An 18,988-nucleotide genomic window follows, 5' to 3' on the forward strand; every position below is an offset into this window, starting at 1 on the left:
GGGAGGGTGACGCGGTGGCTCGGCGACATCGCCTACCCGCTGTATCTGTGGCACTGGCCGATCCTGATCTTCTACCTCGCCGATCGTTCCCGCCCGCACGCCGGATTCGGTGACGGCGCAGCCGTAATCGCCGCCTCCGTGCTGCTGGCGTGGGTCACCCACCGCTGGATCGAACAGCCCCTGCGACTGCGCTCCCAGCACAATACGGATCCGGGCCGAGACACCACACCGCGCCCGGCGCCGACCGGGATCGCTCGGCGAGTGGCCGGAGCCGGTGTGACGGTGCTGGCAGTGGGAGTGGTCGCGGTGACGACAGTGTGGCAAGTAGTGGTCGTCGGTCTCGGCCCACCCCAGCCGGTCGGCCCCCTGAACGCGGACCTCTATCCGGGAGCCGGGGCCCTCACCGCCGGGGCACAGGTCCCGAGGATGCCGATGCGGCCCACCGTGCTCGAGGCCGCCACGGACCTGCCGCCACCCACCATCGACGGCTGTATCGCAGACTGGGACACCCGCGATGTCGTCACCTGTACCTATGGCGACCAGACCGCCACCCGCACCCTCGCCCTGGCCGGCAACTCACATGTCGAACATTGGCTTCCAGCCCTGCAGATTCTCGCCGAGCAGTACTCGTTCCGGATCCAGGTCTACCTGAAGATGGGCTGCCCACTGACCCTCGCCGACGACGCAACCTACAAAGGCGAACCGATCCCGGACTGCCGCGACTGGTCCCGCGACGTCATCGACCGGCTCGGCACCGACAGGCCCGACTGGGTGCTGACCACCGGCACCCATCCCCGCCACGAGCACGGCGACGAAACGCCCGCCCACTACGTGGCCGTGTGGGCGGCCCTGGCTGAACGCGGTCTCAACGTCATCGCTGTTCGCGATACGCCCTGGCTGCGTCGCGACGGCGGCGTCGCCTACAAAGCCGCCGACTGCCTCGCCGCGCGGGGCAACCGCCGCAGCTGCGGCATGCCCCGCCACGACGCCCTCGACCCCATCGACCCAAGCCTCGAACCCGCCTCGCGATTCCCCAACGTGTACCCCATAGACCTCACCGACGCTGTCTGCGAACCCGACATCTGCCCCGTCGAGATCGGCAACATCCTCGTCTACCACGACGAACACCACCTCTCCGCCAGCTACTCCCGCTCCCTCGCCGCACCCCTGGCCCACCGCCTGCGACCACTGCTCGAATGATGGTAGCGCCGCCTGCGGCCCACCTCAGGACTCGACAGCGCGGGCACCCGAGCAACAGACCCCGACGTGACGCCGGTCCCGCAAACGGCGGGATCGCCTCACCCAGCGCACAACATGATCGGCGGCTACGAACTCGCAACGCACGCTGTAGTGCCGCGTCGCGCTCGCGGTAGGTGACCCTCCTGGTTCCCGACCGACCGCACGCTTGGCAGCGACAGTGAACCGTGTGACGTGCCGCAGACGGGTCCGGACAGCGTGGACTACACCGTGGTTTCCATCGAGGTCGCCGCCCGGGTCGTGCGGCGGCCGAAGTAGAGCAGTCCGACGGCGAGGGATCCGATCAGCAGTACGAGCATGCCACCGAACAGCCAGCCGACACCGAAGTTGGCGATGATCGGTATCGAGCCCGCCGTGACCAGCCCGCCGCCGAAGAACGGTTCGAGGATGATCTGCTTGTATCCGAACGCCTGATAGGCAGGGGTCTTCAGATCGGGGTCGGCTACCCGCAGCAGGATCAGTCCAGTGGAGGTGACTCCCATGGATTGGCCGATATCGGCGATGCCGCGTTCGAACCAGTAGTTCGGCAGCATCCGCCGGGCCAGGAACACGAACGATCCGATCGTCCATACCAGCCCGGCCACGGCCAGCATCAGAAACGGGCCGATGTTGCCGGCGATCGCGGTCAGCGACAATGTGCCGAGTGCGGCGATGACCAAGACATCGAGGCTGAACCCTTGCAGTCGCTCGATCATTTGCTGGTCGACGACTTCTTCGCGGTCGAACACCTGAATCGCCAGCTGCACGAGGATGCCGCCGATCATCGCGATGGGAAACAACGGGACGTGAGCGAACAGTTCCACGGTGCCGGCCCACAGCTTGGACTCGATCCACTGCAAGCCCGACAACAGCAGCCAGCCGATCAGTACCGCGACCGCGAGCAGGCCGAAATGCAGTGTCAGGGGCTCGATCGACGACGGCTGCACCGTCAGCGTGCCGGCCGAGCGACGCTGCTCCTTCTCGACCAGACCGGCCCGCTCGGCCACCGACGGTGCAGCGTCCGAACGCAATTCGGCCGTCTTGCCGGTCCGCACACCCCAGTTGATCAGAGCGATACCGCAAATGATCCCGGACAGGATCCCGACGGTCGCCAATCCCAGAGCCAAGTCTTCGCCCTCGGGAAACCCGAACTCGTGGAACGTGCCACTCATCCCCGCCGCGGTCCCGTGACCGCCTTCGAAACCGACCTCGATGAGCGTGCCCGCCATCGCGGGCAACCCGAACACCGGACCCAGCACCAGGATCGCCAGCAGCAACCCGACCACATACTGGCCGCTGGCCAGCGTGATACCGAAGGTGATCTGCGGTCCGGCCACCTGCAGCGCCTCCCGCGGCGACGGCAATTTATGACCGAGGAACAGCCCGGCGAACACCAGTGATATCAGCAAGCCCGGCAACGTCTTCCACACCTCGAGGATCTCGGGAGTGAACAACCCCGCCTCCGCGAACCGGTCGACACCGAGCGCGGACGCGATCCGGCCCCACACGTCCGGTCCGATCAGCAGTGCCAGCGCGCCACCGATGATCGAACTGGGGATGAACAAGCTCTGCGCCACCCGCCACTTCACCCTGATGATCTTCGAGATCAGCATCATGACCCCGATGAGCAGCAACGCGAAACCTATTGTGTTCGCCGACATTCCGAGCACACCTCAGCTCTTCGTTCACAGCCGACGGAAGTCTCGTCATCCGTGGCTCCCGCCACAACAGCACCTTGCCGTTGAACAACGGTACATAGAATGGCGGCACAGAGAGCGACTCGTTCCCCACGACAGGGAAGGCCATCGCCATCCACCTCGGCAGCGGAGCGACCCGATGGTGTCCCTTCACGGACGCTCCCTGTGGCTACAACGGTCAGCCCGGACGACCACCGCATGCCAAGCGGTCTTTGCCGCGTAACCGGCGGCGCTACCCCGAATCTTCTCGACACCCATCGCGACTCGCGGTCACGAGGTGATCTCGGCGGTTTTCGTTCGGGCGATCATCACCGGCGCTGTCGTATCCTGCGGGTGTGCACGCATCGCAGATGGCCGAGGAATACCCGGTGGTCACCATGGACACCGACGCGCTGGACGCCGCCCGGCTGCTGGCCGAGCACCGGCTGCCCGGCATCCTGGTCACCACGGCCGACGGGCGGCCGGAGGCGGTGCTACCGGCCTCGCAGGTCGTGCGGTTCCTCGTACCGCGGTATGTGCAGGACGATCCATCGCTGGCCGGGGTGATCGACGAATCGACCTGCGACCGGATGGTGACGAAGCTGCGGGGCAAGAAGGTCCGCGACGTCATTCCCGAACGGTTGATCAAGGTGCCCGCGGCCGCAGCCGACGACACCATCATCGAGGTCGCGGCCACCATGTCGCAGTACCGCAGCCCGCTGGTCGCGGTCATGAAGGACGCCGAACTGATCGGGGTCGTCACCGCCTCGCGCCTGCTGGCGGCGACGCTGCGTATCCAATGACCACACACCGCCTCGCCGCCGATCGCGGTAGGTGACCGCCTTGTAGGTGGTGTTGCGCTACTCCGCGCTCGTGTGATCGGAGCCGTCGCTGATACCGTCGGCGCCGGGATGAGTGTGGTTGTACCAGCGCAGTAACAGCGCTGCCGCGACGAAGACACCAATCACCGCCAGCGCGATCAGTTCGGCCATGCGGCCACCGTACAGCCGGTCACGGCGCGGCGAGGGCGGATTCACTCGCGCAGTGGCACCGCGAGTTCCGCCGCGGGACTCGCGACGGACGACTCCGAGTTTCGACCGCCGATTATCCATCGAATTCAGCTCGACGAGGTATCAGAATTCGCTCAGCGCACCCTTACTATGTCCGCTAGGCTCGGCGCATGGCAAGCGAACGAAACAGTGTGCCGGACGCCCCGCATGCGCAGGAGGTCGGGCCGCTGACCTATACGGGTCGGCTGGCCGGTGGTCTTCGAGCGGATCTGCGACGCAAACTTCCTTTCTATGCCAGCGACTTCAGGGACGGGCTGCACCCGAAAGTCGCGGCGTCTGTCAGTTTTCTGTTTTTCGCCTGCCTGGCGAATGCTATTGCTTTCGGCGGCCTCACCAGCGTCATGACCCACGGCGAAATCGGCATCGTGGAAATGATCGTGGCCACCGCCATCGGCGGAATCCTCTTCGCGCTTTTCTCCGCCCAGCCTCTGACCGTGCTGGGCGGCACCGGGCCGATCGTTATCTTCACCGGCCTGTTGTTCACGATGTGCCAGCGTTTCGACCTGCCATTTCTACCGGTCTACGCCTGGGTCGGAGTCTGGTCGGGCATTCTCATGCTCGTTCTCGCGGTAACCGACGCCAGCGCGCTCATGCGGTTCTTCACCCGTTTTGTCGACGAAATCTTCGCCGTCCTCATCGCCGTCATCTTCATCGTCGAAGCCGCACGCTCCGTGGTGTCACCGTTCACCGCGTCGCCACGCAACGATGCGACCGCCCTGATGACCGTGGTCCTGGCACTCGGGACGTTCCTGCTGGCCCGCACCTTCAAGACGTTCCTCCAGACCAGATACCTCCAGCGCGGCGTGCGTGAGTTCGTAGCGGATTTCGGACCCACCATCGCCATCGCGTTGATGACGATATTCGCCTTGATGCTGCCGGAAGTCGAGGTCGAGGCCGCAGCCATCCCCGACCATTTCGGAACCACCACCGGACGGTCCTGGCTCGTCGACATGTTCTCGGTACCCGTCTGGCTGATTATCGCGTGCCTCGGACCGGCTATCCTGGTCACCGTACTGCTGTTTCTCGACCAGAATATTACAACTCGACTGGTGAACAGTCCCACACACGCGCTCCGAAAAGGCGGAGGTTATCACCAGGACCTAGCCGTCGTCGGTGTCATCACCGCAGTGTTCTCCGTGTTCGGGCTGCCCTGGATCGTCGCAGCCACCGTCCATTCCCTCAACCACATCAAGAGCCTGGCGACAACCAAGCCACAAGACGACAATTCTGCCACCGAGCGCATCCTGGCTGTCCGAGAGAATCGAATCTCCCCCCTGGCCATCCACATCCTGATCGCGGCCTCGATTTTCATGTTGCCCGTGATAAAAAAGGTTCCGATGGAGGTACTGTTCGGCCTGTTCCTATTCATGGGATTCGTCACCCTCAACGGTACAGACTTCTTCGCGCGACTGAAACTGTGGTTGACCGATCGCAACCTCTACCCCGACACCCACTACGTTCGTCACGTCCCCTGGAAAGTCATCCACCTCTTCACCCTGTTCCAACTGCTCTGCCTGGTCGTGCTGTGGATCCTCAAGAGCAGCCCCGCCGGCATCCTGTTCCCCTTGTTCATCGCGATGCTCGTACCGCTGCGCCTGCTGCTCAACCGGTGGATCGAGCCACAGCACCTGGCCCTGCTCGACGCCGACGAGGAAACCGACGACACCAGCATGGGAGACTTCCGCCCCTGAGCAAGATCCGAGGCATCAACACAACCCTCGCCACCACGGAATACCCCGGTACGGGGCGGTCTCGGGAGCCAGCAGGGCACCCGGCCAGTCGGAGTCTGTCGTGGGGCTGAGATACCTCAGGTCACCTCGATTCGGTGCGCCCCCAGCAGCACGCCAACATCGTTCCCGGGATGACCGCTCCGCACACCGGTACCGGCCTACGTGTGTCCGGCTCCGTGCGCCACTGCCGGTATCGGTCTCATATCGGCCGGTGTTCCGGGTGGCAGGCTGTCCATGGGATCGACTCGCAACAGCCGCGCCACCGGGACATCGGTCGACGAGTGCGCGATGATCGACAACGCGATCGTTACCGCCACCAGATCGAACACCGCCTCGCTGTCGGCGATCCCCGATTGCAGCGCCAGCAACCCGTACACCACCGACGCGAACCCCTTCGGCCCGAACCACGCCGCGGCCGCACGCTCCGGGCCCGACAACGGTGTGCGCAGCAACGACACCAGCATCGCCGCCGGGCGGACGAGCACGATCGCCACCACGGCGAGCACCCAGCCGCCGATGCCCAAGTGGGACAGCCGGTCCGGGGTGATCAACGCTCCGAACACGAGCAACGCGGCGAACTTCGTCACCTCCGACAGCAGATCCCCGACCGGTTCGAAGACCTCGGCCGCGACCCTGTCCATGGTGGCCAGTGTCGATCCGGCCGCGAACGCCGCCAGATACGGATTAGCCCCAGTCACATGGCACACCCCGTACAGAGACACCGCAATGGCCAGGGGCCCCAACGCCTGCAACCGCGGCTCCGCGGTCAGCACCGGCAGCCGCCACGCCAGCGCCACCACCGCCGGGATCGCGATGCCGAGCACCACACCCAGCACCAGCTCCACCGCGATGTGGCCGAGCCCGGAGTGCTGGTGCGCTGCGGTCGCGAGGAAGATCAGCACGAACGGTAGCGCCAGGCCGTCGTTGAGCCCGGACTCCACGTTCAGCAGCCGCCGCAATCGCAGCGGCACATCCACCCGCCCGACGATGGCCGAGGCGAACACCGGATCGGTCGGCGACAAGATCGCGCCGAGCAGAAACGCTGTCGGCCAATCCAACCCGGCGAGCCAATGCGCCGGCACCGCGATCAACACCATCGTCAGCGGCATCGCCAACCCCAGCGCGCGCCCCGACAACCGCCACCCGTCCCGCAACGCGGGCAGATTCGCCCGCTGGCCGTCGGTGAACAACACCGTGAACAGCGCGACGTCCGCCAGCACCACCACCAGATCGTCACCGGGCTCGATCGCGACCAGCCCGACGCCGCCCTGCCCCAGCACCGCCCCCGCGAGGAGAAACAGCAACGCTGTCGACAACACCGTCCGCGCCGCGACCCCCGATAGCGACACGCTCACCAGCAGTACCACCCCGAACGCCAGTACCAGCGCCACAGATTCCCACCGTCCCTGATCGAACGCGACCCGCCACGTCGGACCACGCTGCCGACCAGACTTCCCGGCGCACCGCCGGTAAAGATGCCGTAAAGACCGCACAGGCGCAACCGAACCGCCGAACCCCGGCCACGCCACCTTCCCGCGCCCGACGACCGAGCCGGCGTTCACGGTCACAGTTCGACGTCATCGGCAACGATCCGGGACACGTCGGCTCCAACCGGTCATCTGTGCGATAGCGTCGAGCCGCTATTCCGGCAGCACGTACATCGGTGGAAGGGGTCGAGCGCGGATGCGGCCGTTCGCCCGCATAGCGGTGGTCGTCGCAGCGGCGGCGATCCTCGCCACGACAGCCTGCGGCAGCCAAACCCGCTCACCCGGCGGCATCACGGCCGAGCGTCCCCGTCCGACGGTCGGTGCGAGTGTGGACTACACCTTTCCCGTCGCTTGGGCCGGTGATTACACCTTCCGGTGGAGCGCCGCCGACGGCATCGGCCTGACCGACCCTCTGGCGGTGGTCGTCCGTGGTTTCGCCGAGAGCAGGAGGCTGTCGTTGTCCGTGGGCACTCGACTGGCCTACCCCGGCTACGCAGACACCATCGAAGCCATCGACTGGATGCACTACCCCGACGGCGGCTTCTACCCGGTAGGCGCCGACGAGGGCAACTGGCGCCTGCGCTGGAACGGCACCTTCCTGGCCCGCATCCTCGACATCCGCCGGACCGCCGCAGGATACGTCGCGGCCTATTGCGTCGACGCCACCGACGTCATCGACTCGGACGACGGTGCCGCCACCTTCAATTGGCGGCGACCTACCAACTCGACTGCTGGCTACATCAGGTGGTTGGCCATCGCGCAGGACCCCTCTCGGCCGCATCCACAGCCGCTGCCGACCCGGCACTCCATGACGGAACCACCGCTGCGCGCTCCCAACTACGACGTCTTCGACGGCTGGCTCATCACCGACGTCTGGGGACCGACACCACGACCCACAGACGACGGCACACTCCCCGACACCTGCCGCAGTTGGGCCCGCACGAACGCGCACATCAACCCCCTCGCTGAGGACAGCGCGATCCGGACGACGCCCGCCACGCCGTCGCCCCCGGCCCCTCCGTCACCCGGCTGGCCCCAAAAACCTCGTTGATCGTGCGCGAACCGGCCGCTCGGCCCGATCGGCGGACACTGTGCGTTCGCGTCCGCGTGGATTGCCGTCGAGCGACGGGTACCACCGTCCGACACGTGCGCGTACTCGGCCGCTCCGGGCGGGACCTGCGGTATGGTCGGCGACCGGAGTGCCGGGAAGCCTGGTCGGCGTATCGGATCGCCGTGCGAGCCAGGAGGATCTATGCCGACCCAGTCGAAGCCCCGCACCCGTCGCGACGCTCGCCCGATGGCCCTTTCCGATGTGCTGGCCCCCCACTTCGCCTGCCCGCGCGGCGCGCTGGGCGTGATCGCCGGAGCGGTCATGGCACATCACCCGCGCTACCGCCTGCGCAGCCGGTGGGTATTGTCCCGCCTTCCGATCACCCCCGACACACGAGTTCTCGAACTCGGCCACGGCCCCGGCGTCACCCTCGGACAGGTCTGTACCCGGGTGCCCCGAGGACACGTCACAGGTATCGACCTGTCGCCGGTGATGAGCCGGCAGGCGCACCGACGCAACCGCCGCCATATCGAATCCGGACGTCTACACCTGCACTGTGGGGATGTCACCAACCCGGACACGCTGCGCGGCAGCTACGACCTGATCTACGGCATCAACATCTGGCAGTACTGGACCGACAGCCAATCCGTCATCGCACACCTGACCCAGCATCTGCGCCCCGGCGGACAACTGACCCTGGCCTACGTGCGCCCGTCCTACTTCTCCCTGACCACCGGACAGGCAGCCACCCGATTACATGAGCAGTTCGAGCACAGCCCCCTCGAACGTCTCGAGGTCGACTGGCTACCGTACGGCTCCGTCGCGGTCATGGTCAGTGGCCGTCGAATCCGCCAGGCCCACCAGCAAATCGAAGACTCATCCGGCTGGCCGCGGCAACGCGACCCGGCCAAGGGTGAAGCAGCGCCGGGAGCGCCTGGGTAACTCCAACAGCATCACGCCGCGAAGTAGCCTTAGTTTCAGCGCAACCGGTGAAATCTGACCGGCCGCTCGACGCCTGGCACGCGGGTTGCGGGAACGACCGTCACCGGCTGCGGTGGTTCGAGGGACAATTCGCAACCGCCATGTGGCCATCCCCGGGTGATACCGTGGTGTGGAAGGCGCTATGCGTGAGTCTCGGTAATTCCGGTGGTCGTCCAATACCCCACCGATGCGAACCACGTATCCGGCCGACGATGGTAGGCGGCCCTCGTTCGCCGCACCGCTCAGCGAATGCAACAAGTCCTTGGTCTCAGAAGATGGTTCAGTCGAATCTGCGGCGTAGCAATGACACGGGCCTTCGCCGGCCCGTATACGGGCGACAGGTCAGCGATCCCGCGCTGTCGGGTCGTGATCTGCGCGCGTACTGGGGTTTCCTCTGCGCAGCGGCGCTGAGCCTCACCACGACGGTCCTCCTGTTCCAGCCCTGGCTGATCGCACAGGGACCCAGCGGGCGGGTGCTGGCCGACGCCTTCGGCCGAGCTCAGCACTCCACCGGCGCGAACATCGCGCATACGTGGGGTGAGGGTGTGTATCCGACGCACATCAGCGCCGCCTGGGGAGTCCTCACCGCAGCAGCAGCGATCATCACGATCCTCGCGGTCGGTCTGTATCTGCGCGACGGGCGAGCCACACTCGCCCTGCTCGTGCTGGGCTGCAGCGCCGCGCAGACACTGTCGGTGTTCTGCACCCTGCTCTACCTCAACGGTAAGGGGGCGGCGTTCAAGACCCTCGTCGAGGGACCGCGCACCGGTGGGTTGCGTGATCTGCTGTCCGGCAAGGGTTCGGTCAATATTCGCGAGGTCGCGAGTGTCAGCCCCGGCGCCGCCGCGATGCTCGCCAGCATCACCGCGCTGGGCTCCGTCGTGATCGTGGTGACCTCGATCATGCCGATTCGCGGCACCAGCGAGGCCGTCACCGCACTGCCATCCGCAACCAGCCGGGATGCATCGGCATAGCCCGGCCAGCCTGAACAATCGCGATATCATCCGCGCCGCCGGGACAGGAGCTGCGGTGGCCCGTCAGGATCGACTGGCACGAACCGCCCAGAAAGCTTGCCCGCCCACCGTATAGCGGTCCGCCCGCAGGTCGGCGAAATGCGCGGCGCGGCACTGCTCGGCGAACGACTGCGCCTGGCCCTCGGTCCAGCCATGACTCGCCAGCCCGGTCGCACCGACCGGAGACAGCCGCTCGATGACTACGAACCGACCACCGGAGGTCAAGACCCGACGGACCTCCGCCAGTGCGCCAGTGATGTCAGGCCAATGATGTACCGTCGAGATCGCCCACGCCACCGTGGCCACCTCGTCGGGTATCGGCAAATTCTCCGCCGCGCCCTCTGCCCATCGAATCTCATTCCCACGCACAAGATTCCGGGCCAGACGCAACATCATCGGCGACGGGTCCACGCCGGTCACCCGGGCGCCGCGCCGCGCGGCCGCTGCTACCGCAACGCCGGGACCGCACCCGATGTCCACCACGTGGTCGTCGCCCCCCACCGCGACGAGTTCGGCTACCGTCCGGGCACGGCGACGACCCGTAACGTACATGCCGAGCCCCACCACGAGCCCGATCGGTCCCGAAAAGCCGGGTCGGCCCGCGTGATGGTTGACAACGGGAGCCGGTTGCCTCTCCATTCGGACATCTCCTCCTCGACAGCGTTCGCGTGTGCGAAGTTTGCCAGTTCGGGTCGTCACGCAGGCAGTATTGCGTGCCTCCGGCATCGGCGGAATCGCCTATCCTCGCGGCCGGACTCGAGCCGGATCGCTCGCCCTCGAATCGCGGCCCCTTCCGCACCTCGACAATCAGGTGAACAATTGTTTACCATAGTGAACATGAGTTCACCCGATGATCGGACCGCGCGAGCGAGGATCCGCGACGAGGCACTGCGGCTGTTCACCGATCACGGGCCCGATGTGGTGACCGTTCGTGATGTCGCCGCGGCAGCGGGTGTGTCACCGGCGCTGGTCATGCGCCACTACAAGACCAAGGAAGGGCTGCGGGCCGCGGTCGACGCCCATGTGACCGCCGTCTACGAGTCCCTGCTCGGCGGGATCGCCGCGCCGGGTGACAGCGATCCCTTCGCGGCCGATGCGGTGCCGTCGATGACCGAATTACTGGTTCAGCAGTTGCCGCCGGATTCCCCGATCCCGGCCTACCTCGGCCGGATGCTGCTCCACGGTGGCCCTGCGGCCACGGCGTTGTTCGAGCGGCTGTACACGGCCAGCGTCGAAACGCTCGAGGCGATGGGCCGCGCCGGGCACGCCGATCCGGGCGAGGATCCGGCGGTGCGCGCGGCGTTCCTGCTCGTCAATGATCTGGCGGTCATCCTGCTGCGGGCGCGCCTGGGGGAAGTGCTGGGGGTGGATCCGCTGTCGCGCGACGGTATTCGCCGCTGGGCCGGTGAGGTGTTGACGGTATATCGCACCGGATTGCGGGGTGTGCCCGGCGACCAGACTTTGTGATCTCGCTGCGTAGTCCGCCTATGTTCTGCCCGAAAGAGGTTTTCCCGTGTCGCACAACTCGGTTCTGCCCTCGGCCGTCGCCGATACCCTTGTCCGGCTGGCGACCCGCGCGTTGCGCAACCGCCGACTGATGCGGGCCCCGATCTGGTTGTACCGCGCCCGGCTGGGATTCCTGTTCGGATCCCGGATGCTGTTGCTGGAACACACCGGACGCCGGTCCGGTGCCCGCCGATACGTGGTGCTCGAAGTGATCGACCCGCCCGAAAAAAACTGCTACGTGGTGGTTTCCGGTTTCGGTGACCGTTCCCAGTGGTTCCGCAACCTCCGCGCCGATCCCCGAGCGCGGGTATGGGTCCGCCACCACGGCCCGGCCGACGCGATGGCACGGACCCTCGACCCCGACGAAACCGCCGCCGCGCTGCACTCCTACATCACCGCTCATACACGCGCCTGGCAGACGATGAAACCCGCGATCGAGAACACACTGGGGGCGCCGATCGACGACCGCGGCACCGGCCTCCCGATGGTCATGCTCCGAATCACCGGACGCTGACGGGTCGCTCAGCAGCATGGTTGTCCGCGTACGGCATCCTCGAACGCGACCCGTTGGACGACGATGGTCCCGGGCACCCGGAAACAGGCGCGTCGCATCAGCTGCTCGCCGTGATCAGCTAACGGCAAACGGTACGCGACGTCCACGGCCCTTCACGGCGGGCCCTACAGTGACCTGAGAAACGTCCCCCGTGTTCACTCGGTGCGGTGCCTTGTCGCGCGACCGATTCAGGATCGACGAGCGCCCGGAACTCCCGGCCACGGCACCACCTGCTTGCCCGTGACCGGACACGGAAATCCTCCGACCGTGATCACCAAGAACTTCGCCGTTTTCGTTTACCGAACCGGAGACTCGCACAGCGCAGCCACCGGCACGACGGTCCCCGCGCCGAGCGCGAGACGAATGAGCACAGCGCGCATCCGCGCGCCGCCGATCGCCACGATCCGTGCCCCGCACTCAACCTCGAGCGGACCGAGAACACCCACCCGCATACCGTCCAAACTACCCATCCCGCCGCAGCTCGTGGCGAGTCTGTCGCGTCGCTCCACGATCGGACCGTGACAGGACGGCCACCGCACCCGCGGCTCACAGACCACCGTCACGGCGCCATGCGGCATCCCATTGCGCAGCGTGATGCCGCGTGATTCCCCACCGTGTCAGTTCGACGACCCCGGCCGCCGCGACCCCGGTAACCACCAGAACGACCAGCGCACCCCCGACACCCGCCCAGGCTGCGCCGGCCGGCGAACCCGGAGCGGGGGCGAGGGCGCCGTCGTCATCGACCCACAGCTCGAGCCGATCACCGCGCACCACGTCCACCGGCACCCGCGCCGTCGTCGTCCGGACCCGCCCGCCCCAACGCCACCGCACCGACGCCTCGGCCCGCCGCGCAGCCCGGACGTAGCGCGCGTCGGCCACCACCGTCGCCGTCACCAGCGACCGCGCGGCCTTCTCCGCCGCCATCCGGTGCACCGCGGTGCTGTAACGCCCATACCCGATGACACCGGCGACCGGCACAGCCACCGCACAACACACCACAGCGAGCAACGTGATCACCGCGAGCAGCCGATCCGACCGCCGGATCAGCGGATTACGGCTCCACGGCGAACTGCGCCACATACGTCCCGCCGCCGACACCGCCGACGGCCATCCCCGCCCGAACCACACGATCGCGAATCGTAGGCGAAACCGGACACGACGTCATCACCACCCGAGAAGCGCTGGCGCGCAGGCATTCAGCACACTCCGGCAGCACCGAACGGCCGAGTCCCCGGCGCCTGGACGACCAGGACCGCCAGCCGCATCTGCCTCGGCCCACTCCGCTCCGCACACCCTCCGACGGGACGCGGTGCGGGACAGTCACTGGCGAAGCCGGGCGTCTAGGTGTGCTGTGCCGACACGTTCTCGTTGCGGGCGCGTAGCAACGCGGGCCGGTGGTCACCATCTTTCGGCCAGTGGTGCGTCCCGGGCTTGTGCGCCTCGGTCACCAGGTGCTTGACGCTGGCGGCGCAGGAGAATTCCTTCAGCTTGCGGCCCATGAACCCGGTGAAGTACAAACGCTTCGCCGTGTCGTCTTTATGCAGGAGTTGGAAAATCCCGGCACCACGCCCGAAGCTGAAGCACATGGCCTGGAATGCCAGGTCGACCGGCGCGGCTCGATTGCCCGCGATTCGGGCCAGCACCGTATCGGCGGCGTGCGCACCCAGGCATCCAGCGATGTAGGCACTCATCCGGAACGGCAGGTCCGATGGGGCCGACGCATCGCCCGCCGCGACGATGCGATCGCTGTCGACGCTGGTCAGCGTCTCGTCGGTGAGCATTCGCCCGACGGCGTCGGTCCGCAACCCGCTGCGGACAGCCAGATCCGGAACACCGAAGCCCGCGGCCCAGACGGTGACCTCCCCGGCCAGGACGCGACCGTCGGCGAGTTCCACGGTTCCCGAACTCACCGAGGTGACCGAGGTATCCGGACCCTCGATCACCTCGACACCCAGTCGAGCGAGGTACTTGCGCGCCGTGCGCCGAGCGCTGGGGTGCAGGGACGGGCCGACCACCCCGCCACAGACGAGCCTGACATTGCGACCCTGTGCCGCGAGTTCGGCAGCAGTCTCGATACCCACCGGACCGCCCCCGACGACCGTCACCCTGGCTGTCGTAGGTGTGTCGAGAAGCGCCGATCGCAGCCGCTGTGCTGCTTCCAGAGTGGCCACCGGATAAGCGAATTCGGCCGCGCCCGGTACCTGCGGGCCACCGCTGTGGCTGCCTACTGCGTAGATCAGGTAGTCGTAGCCGATGCTGCCGCCCTCGGCGAGGGTCACGGTGCGTTCGGCCGCGTCGATGTGCGTCGCGTTGCCGACCAGCAACTCGGCGCCCTCAGCGAGTACCTCCTGATAGTCGACAACCGCGTCATGGGTACCGCCAACCAGTTGGTGCAGCCGCAGCCGCGGTACGAAGACCTGCCGCGGATTGATCACTGTCACCGACACGTCCTCCCGCTGACGTAGACGATTGGCCGCCATCACTCCGGCGTACCCGCCGCCGACCACGACTACCTCGATGCCCTTGCCCATGGTGTCTCCTTCACTTCGAGAGGGTCGAGAACAAGACACCGCGTCGGCGAGAATCCTGACGTGTTGTGAAACAGGTCATAATTCCGTTCGACATGCGGGTTTGCAGGCTATCGACACGCCACGGTTCCGCGGGGCCACCGTCGGCGGAAAGATGCCTCAGTGATCCAGGTCACTGGCCGACGCTGTCAGAAAATCGCGACTGGCGGTGTCTCATCTCCGACCAACGGCATTGCCGACCGACCGTCGGCGGCGATCGGTTCGGCCCACGATGCCAGGCCAGAACCGCCGGCTGATGAAAGCGAAGCTCATGAACCTCACCCTCTGGATCGTCGCCGGGTTGCTTGCCGCACTCGCCCTGTTCAGCGGCGCCACCAAAGTGTTCTTGCCCAAGGCCAAGCTGGACGAGGCATCGGATTGGACCGAAAACACCGGCACTGGTTTCGTCAGAACCCTCGGGGGCCTCGAGATACTGGCCGCGGCGGGTCTGACACTGCCTGCGGCGCTCGACATCGCGCCGGTGATGGTGCCGGTGACCGCCGTCTGCTGGGTTCTGTTGATGATCGGCGGGATCATCACCCACGCCCGGTACGGGCATTACAAGTACGTCGTGCTGTGTTTCGCTCTCCTCGCCGTGGCCGCCTTCGTGGCCTGGGGCCGCTTCGGTCCCGAATCTTTCACCGGCTGAGCGGCGACAATCGACGCAGATGTACGTCGGACCGAATCCGCAGTCAGCAGTGTGACCGGCGCAAACCGGAATCGCACTGAGCGGCCGCAGCTGAGCGACACCGGGACAGACGGGGTTACACCGGCCCCAGGCCACGTGCGTCGAGAGAATTCCGATCGAGCGAGTACAGTCGATTCGCTTGGCAATTGCCGTCGCGGTATACCCGGATTCCTTCCCTCACCCGGGTCGATCCCCGATGCGGTTCAATGGCTTTGGTGCCACAGATCGCTAGGCAATCGACACTTATCGAGGGGAGGCAAGGGGGTGCTGCGAAGCTTGATCGTGGCGACGACGATTGCCGGGGCTTTGCTCCTGGGCGGTTGCCGATTTCCCAGTCACCCGGTCAATGCCAAGGTCGGCAGTTGCCTGGGCTACAGCGAGCCGAGCAAGGCTCAAACCGAGAAGTACCGTGAGCGAGTCCATTTGGTCGAGGTCGTGGCGTGCGAGGACGCCGAGGCCGCGTACCGAGTGCTCGCGCGCCTCGACCATGGAGCGGCGCAGGGCCTCGGCGACTGCGGGCCCTTTCCTGAGGCGGTCAAGTACTACACGACTACCCGCCGGTCCGGATCGAAGGAGTTCACGCTGTGCCTGGCGGTAAAGTGACCTTGCGCTGACACTCGCGTGCTGTTTATCGAGTGATCCTTCGATGCCCGCAACCGGTGTGGTCATGCTGGGGTGCTCGTTCGCCGAGTGCCTGGTGTGGCCTGATCATTTGTCGATGCTGCGGAATCTGTGGACTTTCCCGCTCGACAACACTGTTGGTCCGGGCATGACCGCACCCGGGTGCGGTCATGCCGTAGCAGTGGGTCTTCCCGCCGAATGCCGTCTTGAACACCCTGCGCCGCAACATCGCCCACGATTTCCGGTCGGCGCGATGCCCACGCGCGCCTGACGGGATCCGTGATGAGCCGGAGGCAATCCCCTGGTTCGGCCGACCACCGATCTCATGTCGGTGAACGGACGAACCGAGAGGCCGGATCCCGTGGTTCGGCCGACCGGCACGGCAGAGGCGGTGGAGTCGTGCTTCAGCTTCTCGGCGCCGCTATGTCGAAGACAGCCTTACCGCGCAAGCTGTGTGCGCGGTGGGCGGCGACCGCAGCCTCCATTTCGGTCCAGCTGTCCCGCCACACGATGACGGGACGCAGCGCACCGGTTGCGACCAAGCCGACGAGTATTTCCAGTTGCCGCCGCCGGTCGTCGAGCCCCGACCCGTTGTACACAGAGGCGATCGATACGGGCCGGGGGTAACCCAGCGTGGAGCCGACCGGAAGCACGGCGGGCTGTCCGGAAGCCCAGCCGACACTCTGCAACGATCCGCCGGAGGTGAGCAAGCGATAGGCATCGGCCATGTGCTCTCCGCCGACCATATCGACGACGACATCGACGGGCTCCAGGTCCGCCAGGCCCGTCACCACGGCTTGCGCGCCCAACTCGAGCAGTCCGGCACGATCGGTATCCCGTCCCGCCACGGCTACCACGTGGGCGCCCGCGAGGGCCGCCAACTGTACGGCGAAACCGCCGACTCCACCGGCGGCCCCGGTGACCAGAACTCGCCGGCCCAGCAGCGGACCGGCTTGCTCGAGTGCGCGCAGGGCCGTGCCCGCCGCCACGGGCAGGGTTGCCGCGACCCCGAGGTCCACCTCCCCGGGCACCACTGCGAGGTCGCGGGTGTCGACGGCCCGTAGCTCCGCCCAGCCGCCCCGATCGCCGTAGGACACGACACGGCTGCCGACCTGTGGCCCCGAACCGTCCGCGGCCGCCTCGACGACGATGCCCGCCGCGTCGAAGCCGAGTACGGTCCCGGCCGCGCTGTGCTGGGCGAAATACAGTTCGGCCGGGTTCAGCGACGAATGGGTGACCCGCAGCAGCGCCTGACAAGACGCGGGAACGGGATCCGGTGCGGAACCCAGCGCGAGTCGGCTGGGAGTATTCGGATCGACGACGACAGCGCGCATGCGCGATACCTCCGGGTAAGTAGCCAGCCGAGCGCTGCTCGAGCCGGGTGTTGCGAAAAAAGTTGCGGCACAATCACTCCGGCACACACCGAAGTGGTGTTCGTGAAGGGCGGGCTACGCTGGAGCCTCGCTGGGCGAGTGCTTGCCGGCTTCGGTCAGGCGGTACTTGTGATCGGGCTTTCCGAATGTCGGGTGGCTGACGGCCCAGGCGGCGGTGTCGATGATCGCCGATTTGACGCGCGCGGCCGTCCGGCCGCGCAGCGCTCCGGGCTTGGCTCGCGCGGCACCGTCGACGAACTGGAACAGTCCATCCTTGCGGCCGAGGCTGATGTGGTTGCCGATGTAGGAGAACGTGGTCGGCGCGACCCTGCGCCCGGTCAGGTCACCGATGATCGCCGCTGTCGCCGCTTTGCTGGTGGGGCCCGCCGAGGCGCACGACATCGGATACGGCAGACCGTTGTCGCCGATGACGAAGGCGCTGTCACCGGCAGCGTAAACGTTCGAGTGCGAGACCGACCGCATCTGGCGGTCGACGGTGATCTGCCCGTTGGGTTCCACGCGCAGGCCACTCGCGGCGGCGATCGGGTGCGCGGCGAAGCCCGCGGCCCACACGATCGCGTCCGCGGTGAAGCCGGTGCCGTCGGCGGCGATCGCGGCAGCTTTCTCGACGCGTTCGATGGGGGCGTGCTCGTGGACGGTGATCTCGAATCGGTCGAACGCACGGCGCATGTGGCGCTGCGCCTTGGGGCCCAGCCAGCCGCCGAGTTCGCCGCGGGTGACAAGGCCGACCCGAAACCCCGGACGGGATTCGGCGAGTTCGGTGGCGGCCTCGATCGCGGTCAGATTGCCGCCGACGACCAGCACCTGCCCGCCCTCGCCGAGTTGGTCCAGGTGTGCGCGCAGGCGCAGCGCGGCCGGCCGCGCCGCGACATGGTAAGCGTGCTCGGCGACGCCCGGCACGCCGTGATCGGCGATGCTGCTGCCGAGCGCGTAGAGCAGGGTGTCGTAGCCGAGCCGACTGGTCTCGCCGCCCTCGGTGACGGTGACAGTTCGATGCTCGGGGTCGAGACCGATGACGCGGGCCAGCCGGAGCCGGATGCCGGTGCCCGCGAAGACCTTGTCCAGCGGCCGATGGCGTAGCTCCTGCCCGGCCGCGAGCTGATGCAGCCGCAACCGCTCGACGAAATCGGGTTCGGCGTTGACCACGGTGATCTCGAAATCGTCGGGGTGGAGCTGTCGCGCCAGGAATGTCGCGGAGAATGCTCCGGCGTATCCGGCCCCGAGAACGACGATGCGGTGCTTCATGGCTGAGACTCCTGTCGGATTCGTGTACTCGCCGAACAAGACACCGCTCGCCACGATTCTCTGACAGCCATCACCACTGTTGTGACCTGCCCCACACGATGTCAGGTTTTTCGGCGCGGCGGTGTCTTGTTGTCGCCCTGCGGCTCGGAAGGAGTCCCAAGTCGAAGTCG

The 18,988-nt window shown here is 66.8% G+C and carries 18 protein-coding genes; 10 read left to right on the forward strand and 8 right to left on the reverse strand.

The window, feature by feature from the left end; genetic code table 11:
- Positions 1 to 6 precede the first annotated feature (6 nt).
- Positions 7 to 1,200 (forward strand): acyltransferase family protein, encoded by a 1,194-nt coding sequence (locus NWFMUON74_RS36765; RefSeq protein ID WP_342452768.1) that lies wholly within the window; start codon positions 7 to 9, stop codon positions 1,198 to 1,200.
- A gap of 260 nt (positions 1,201 to 1,460) precedes the next feature.
- Here NWFMUON74_RS36765 and NWFMUON74_RS20090 read toward each other — a convergent pair whose 3' ends face one another.
- The gene (locus NWFMUON74_RS20090; RefSeq protein ID WP_187683391.1) at positions 1,461 to 2,897 is read right to left on the reverse strand and encodes a sodium/glutamate symporter; all 1,437 of its coding nucleotides are present in this window, start codon (positions 2,895 to 2,897) and stop codon (positions 1,461 to 1,463) included.
- Between the two features lie 371 nt (positions 2,898 to 3,268).
- Here NWFMUON74_RS20090 and NWFMUON74_RS20095 point away from each other — a divergent pair, with 371 nt between their 5' ends.
- A complete protein-coding gene (locus tag NWFMUON74_RS20095; RefSeq protein ID WP_187683392.1) occupies positions 3,269 to 3,715 on the forward strand; it encodes a CBS domain-containing protein in 447 nt (148 codons plus the stop codon).
- Between the two features lie 57 nt (positions 3,716 to 3,772).
- Here NWFMUON74_RS20095 and NWFMUON74_RS36600 read toward each other — a convergent pair whose 3' ends face one another.
- The gene (locus NWFMUON74_RS36600; RefSeq protein WP_269475284.1) at positions 3,773 to 3,904 is read right to left on the reverse strand and encodes a hypothetical protein; all 132 of its coding nucleotides are present in this window, start codon (positions 3,902 to 3,904) and stop codon (positions 3,773 to 3,775) included.
- A 188-nt stretch (positions 3,905 to 4,092) separates the two neighbouring features.
- Between NWFMUON74_RS36600 and NWFMUON74_RS20100 the strand changes: the two genes are divergently transcribed.
- Positions 4,093 to 5,673 (forward strand): sodium bicarbonate transporter family protein, encoded by a 1,581-nt coding sequence (locus NWFMUON74_RS20100; protein WP_187683393.1) that lies wholly within the window; start codon positions 4,093 to 4,095, stop codon positions 5,671 to 5,673.
- Positions 5,674 to 5,870: 197 nt separating this feature from the next.
- Here the strand turns inward: NWFMUON74_RS20100 and NWFMUON74_RS20105 are convergent, their stop codons facing one another.
- A complete protein-coding gene (locus tag NWFMUON74_RS20105; RefSeq protein WP_187683394.1) occupies positions 5,871 to 7,103 on the reverse strand; it encodes a cation:proton antiporter in 1,233 nt (410 codons plus the stop codon).
- A gap of 292 nt (positions 7,104 to 7,395) precedes the next feature.
- Between NWFMUON74_RS20105 and NWFMUON74_RS20110 the strand changes: the two genes are divergently transcribed.
- The 3 genes from NWFMUON74_RS20110 to NWFMUON74_RS20120 all read left to right on the forward strand — a co-directional run bounded on the left by NWFMUON74_RS20110 (position 7,396) and on the right by NWFMUON74_RS20120 (position 10,205).
- The gene (locus NWFMUON74_RS20110) at positions 7,396 to 8,250 is read left to right on the forward strand and encodes a hypothetical protein (RefSeq protein ID WP_187683395.1); all 855 of its coding nucleotides are present in this window, start codon (positions 7,396 to 7,398) and stop codon (positions 8,248 to 8,250) included.
- Positions 8,251 to 8,496: 246 nt separating this feature from the next.
- Positions 8,497 to 9,192 carry a class I SAM-dependent methyltransferase gene (locus tag NWFMUON74_RS20115; RefSeq protein ID WP_187683396.1) on the forward strand — a complete coding sequence of 232 codons (696 nt, stop codon included), beginning with the start codon at positions 8,497 to 8,499 and terminating at the stop codon, positions 9,190 to 9,192.
- A 314-nt stretch (positions 9,193 to 9,506) separates the two neighbouring features.
- Entirely contained in the window at positions 9,507 to 10,205 is a 699-nt protein-coding gene (locus tag NWFMUON74_RS20120) for a hypothetical protein (protein WP_187683397.1), read from the forward strand.
- A gap of 63 nt (positions 10,206 to 10,268) precedes the next feature.
- Here NWFMUON74_RS20120 and NWFMUON74_RS20125 read toward each other — a convergent pair whose 3' ends face one another.
- Entirely contained in the window at positions 10,269 to 10,883 is a 615-nt protein-coding gene (locus tag NWFMUON74_RS20125) for a class I SAM-dependent methyltransferase (RefSeq protein WP_187683398.1), read from the reverse strand.
- Between the two features lie 198 nt (positions 10,884 to 11,081).
- Here NWFMUON74_RS20125 and NWFMUON74_RS20130 point away from each other — a divergent pair, with 198 nt between their 5' ends.
- Entirely contained in the window at positions 11,082 to 11,711 is a 630-nt protein-coding gene (locus NWFMUON74_RS20130; protein ID WP_187683399.1) for a TetR/AcrR family transcriptional regulator, read from the forward strand.
- A 130-nt stretch (positions 11,712 to 11,841) separates the two neighbouring features.
- Positions 11,842 to 12,264 carry a nitroreductase family deazaflavin-dependent oxidoreductase gene (locus tag NWFMUON74_RS20135; RefSeq protein ID WP_187689290.1) on the forward strand — a complete coding sequence of 141 codons (423 nt, stop codon included), beginning with the start codon at positions 11,842 to 11,844 and terminating at the stop codon, positions 12,262 to 12,264.
- Between the two features lie 585 nt (positions 12,265 to 12,849).
- Here the strand turns inward: NWFMUON74_RS20135 and NWFMUON74_RS20140 are convergent.
- Together NWFMUON74_RS20140 and NWFMUON74_RS20145 are read right to left on the reverse strand one after the other, a co-directional pair.
- Entirely contained in the window at positions 12,850 to 13,431 is a 582-nt protein-coding gene (locus NWFMUON74_RS20140) for an Rv1733c family protein (RefSeq protein ID WP_187683400.1), read from the reverse strand.
- A gap of 212 nt (positions 13,432 to 13,643) precedes the next feature.
- A complete protein-coding gene (locus NWFMUON74_RS20145) occupies positions 13,644 to 14,834 on the reverse strand; it encodes an NAD(P)/FAD-dependent oxidoreductase (protein WP_187683401.1) in 1,191 nt (396 codons plus the stop codon).
- A gap of 292 nt (positions 14,835 to 15,126) precedes the next feature.
- Here NWFMUON74_RS20145 and NWFMUON74_RS20150 point away from each other — a divergent pair, with 292 nt between their 5' ends.
- Together NWFMUON74_RS20150 and NWFMUON74_RS20155 are read left to right on the forward strand one after the other, a co-directional pair.
- Positions 15,127 to 15,519, forward strand: a complete 393-nt coding sequence (locus NWFMUON74_RS20150; protein ID WP_232110473.1) for a DoxX family protein — start codon at positions 15,127 to 15,129, stop codon at positions 15,517 to 15,519.
- A gap of 321 nt (positions 15,520 to 15,840) precedes the next feature.
- Entirely contained in the window at positions 15,841 to 16,161 is a 321-nt protein-coding gene (locus tag NWFMUON74_RS20155) for an LppU/SCO3897 family protein (protein ID WP_187683402.1), read from the forward strand.
- Between the two features lie 422 nt (positions 16,162 to 16,583).
- Here the strand turns inward: NWFMUON74_RS20155 and NWFMUON74_RS20160 are convergent, their stop codons facing one another.
- Complete coding sequence (locus NWFMUON74_RS20160) at positions 16,584 to 17,513, reverse strand: zinc-binding dehydrogenase (protein ID WP_187683403.1); 930 nt, start codon at positions 17,511 to 17,513, stop codon at positions 16,584 to 16,586.
- 114 nt (positions 17,514 to 17,627) lie between these two features.
- Complete coding sequence (locus NWFMUON74_RS20165) at positions 17,628 to 18,818, reverse strand: NAD(P)/FAD-dependent oxidoreductase (RefSeq protein WP_187683404.1); 1,191 nt, start codon at positions 18,816 to 18,818, stop codon at positions 17,628 to 17,630.
- Positions 18,819 to 18,988 lie beyond the last annotated feature (170 nt).

Source organism: Nocardia wallacei, from assembly GCF_014466955.1.
GTDB lineage: Bacteria > Actinomycetota > Actinomycetes > Mycobacteriales > Mycobacteriaceae > Nocardia > Nocardia wallacei.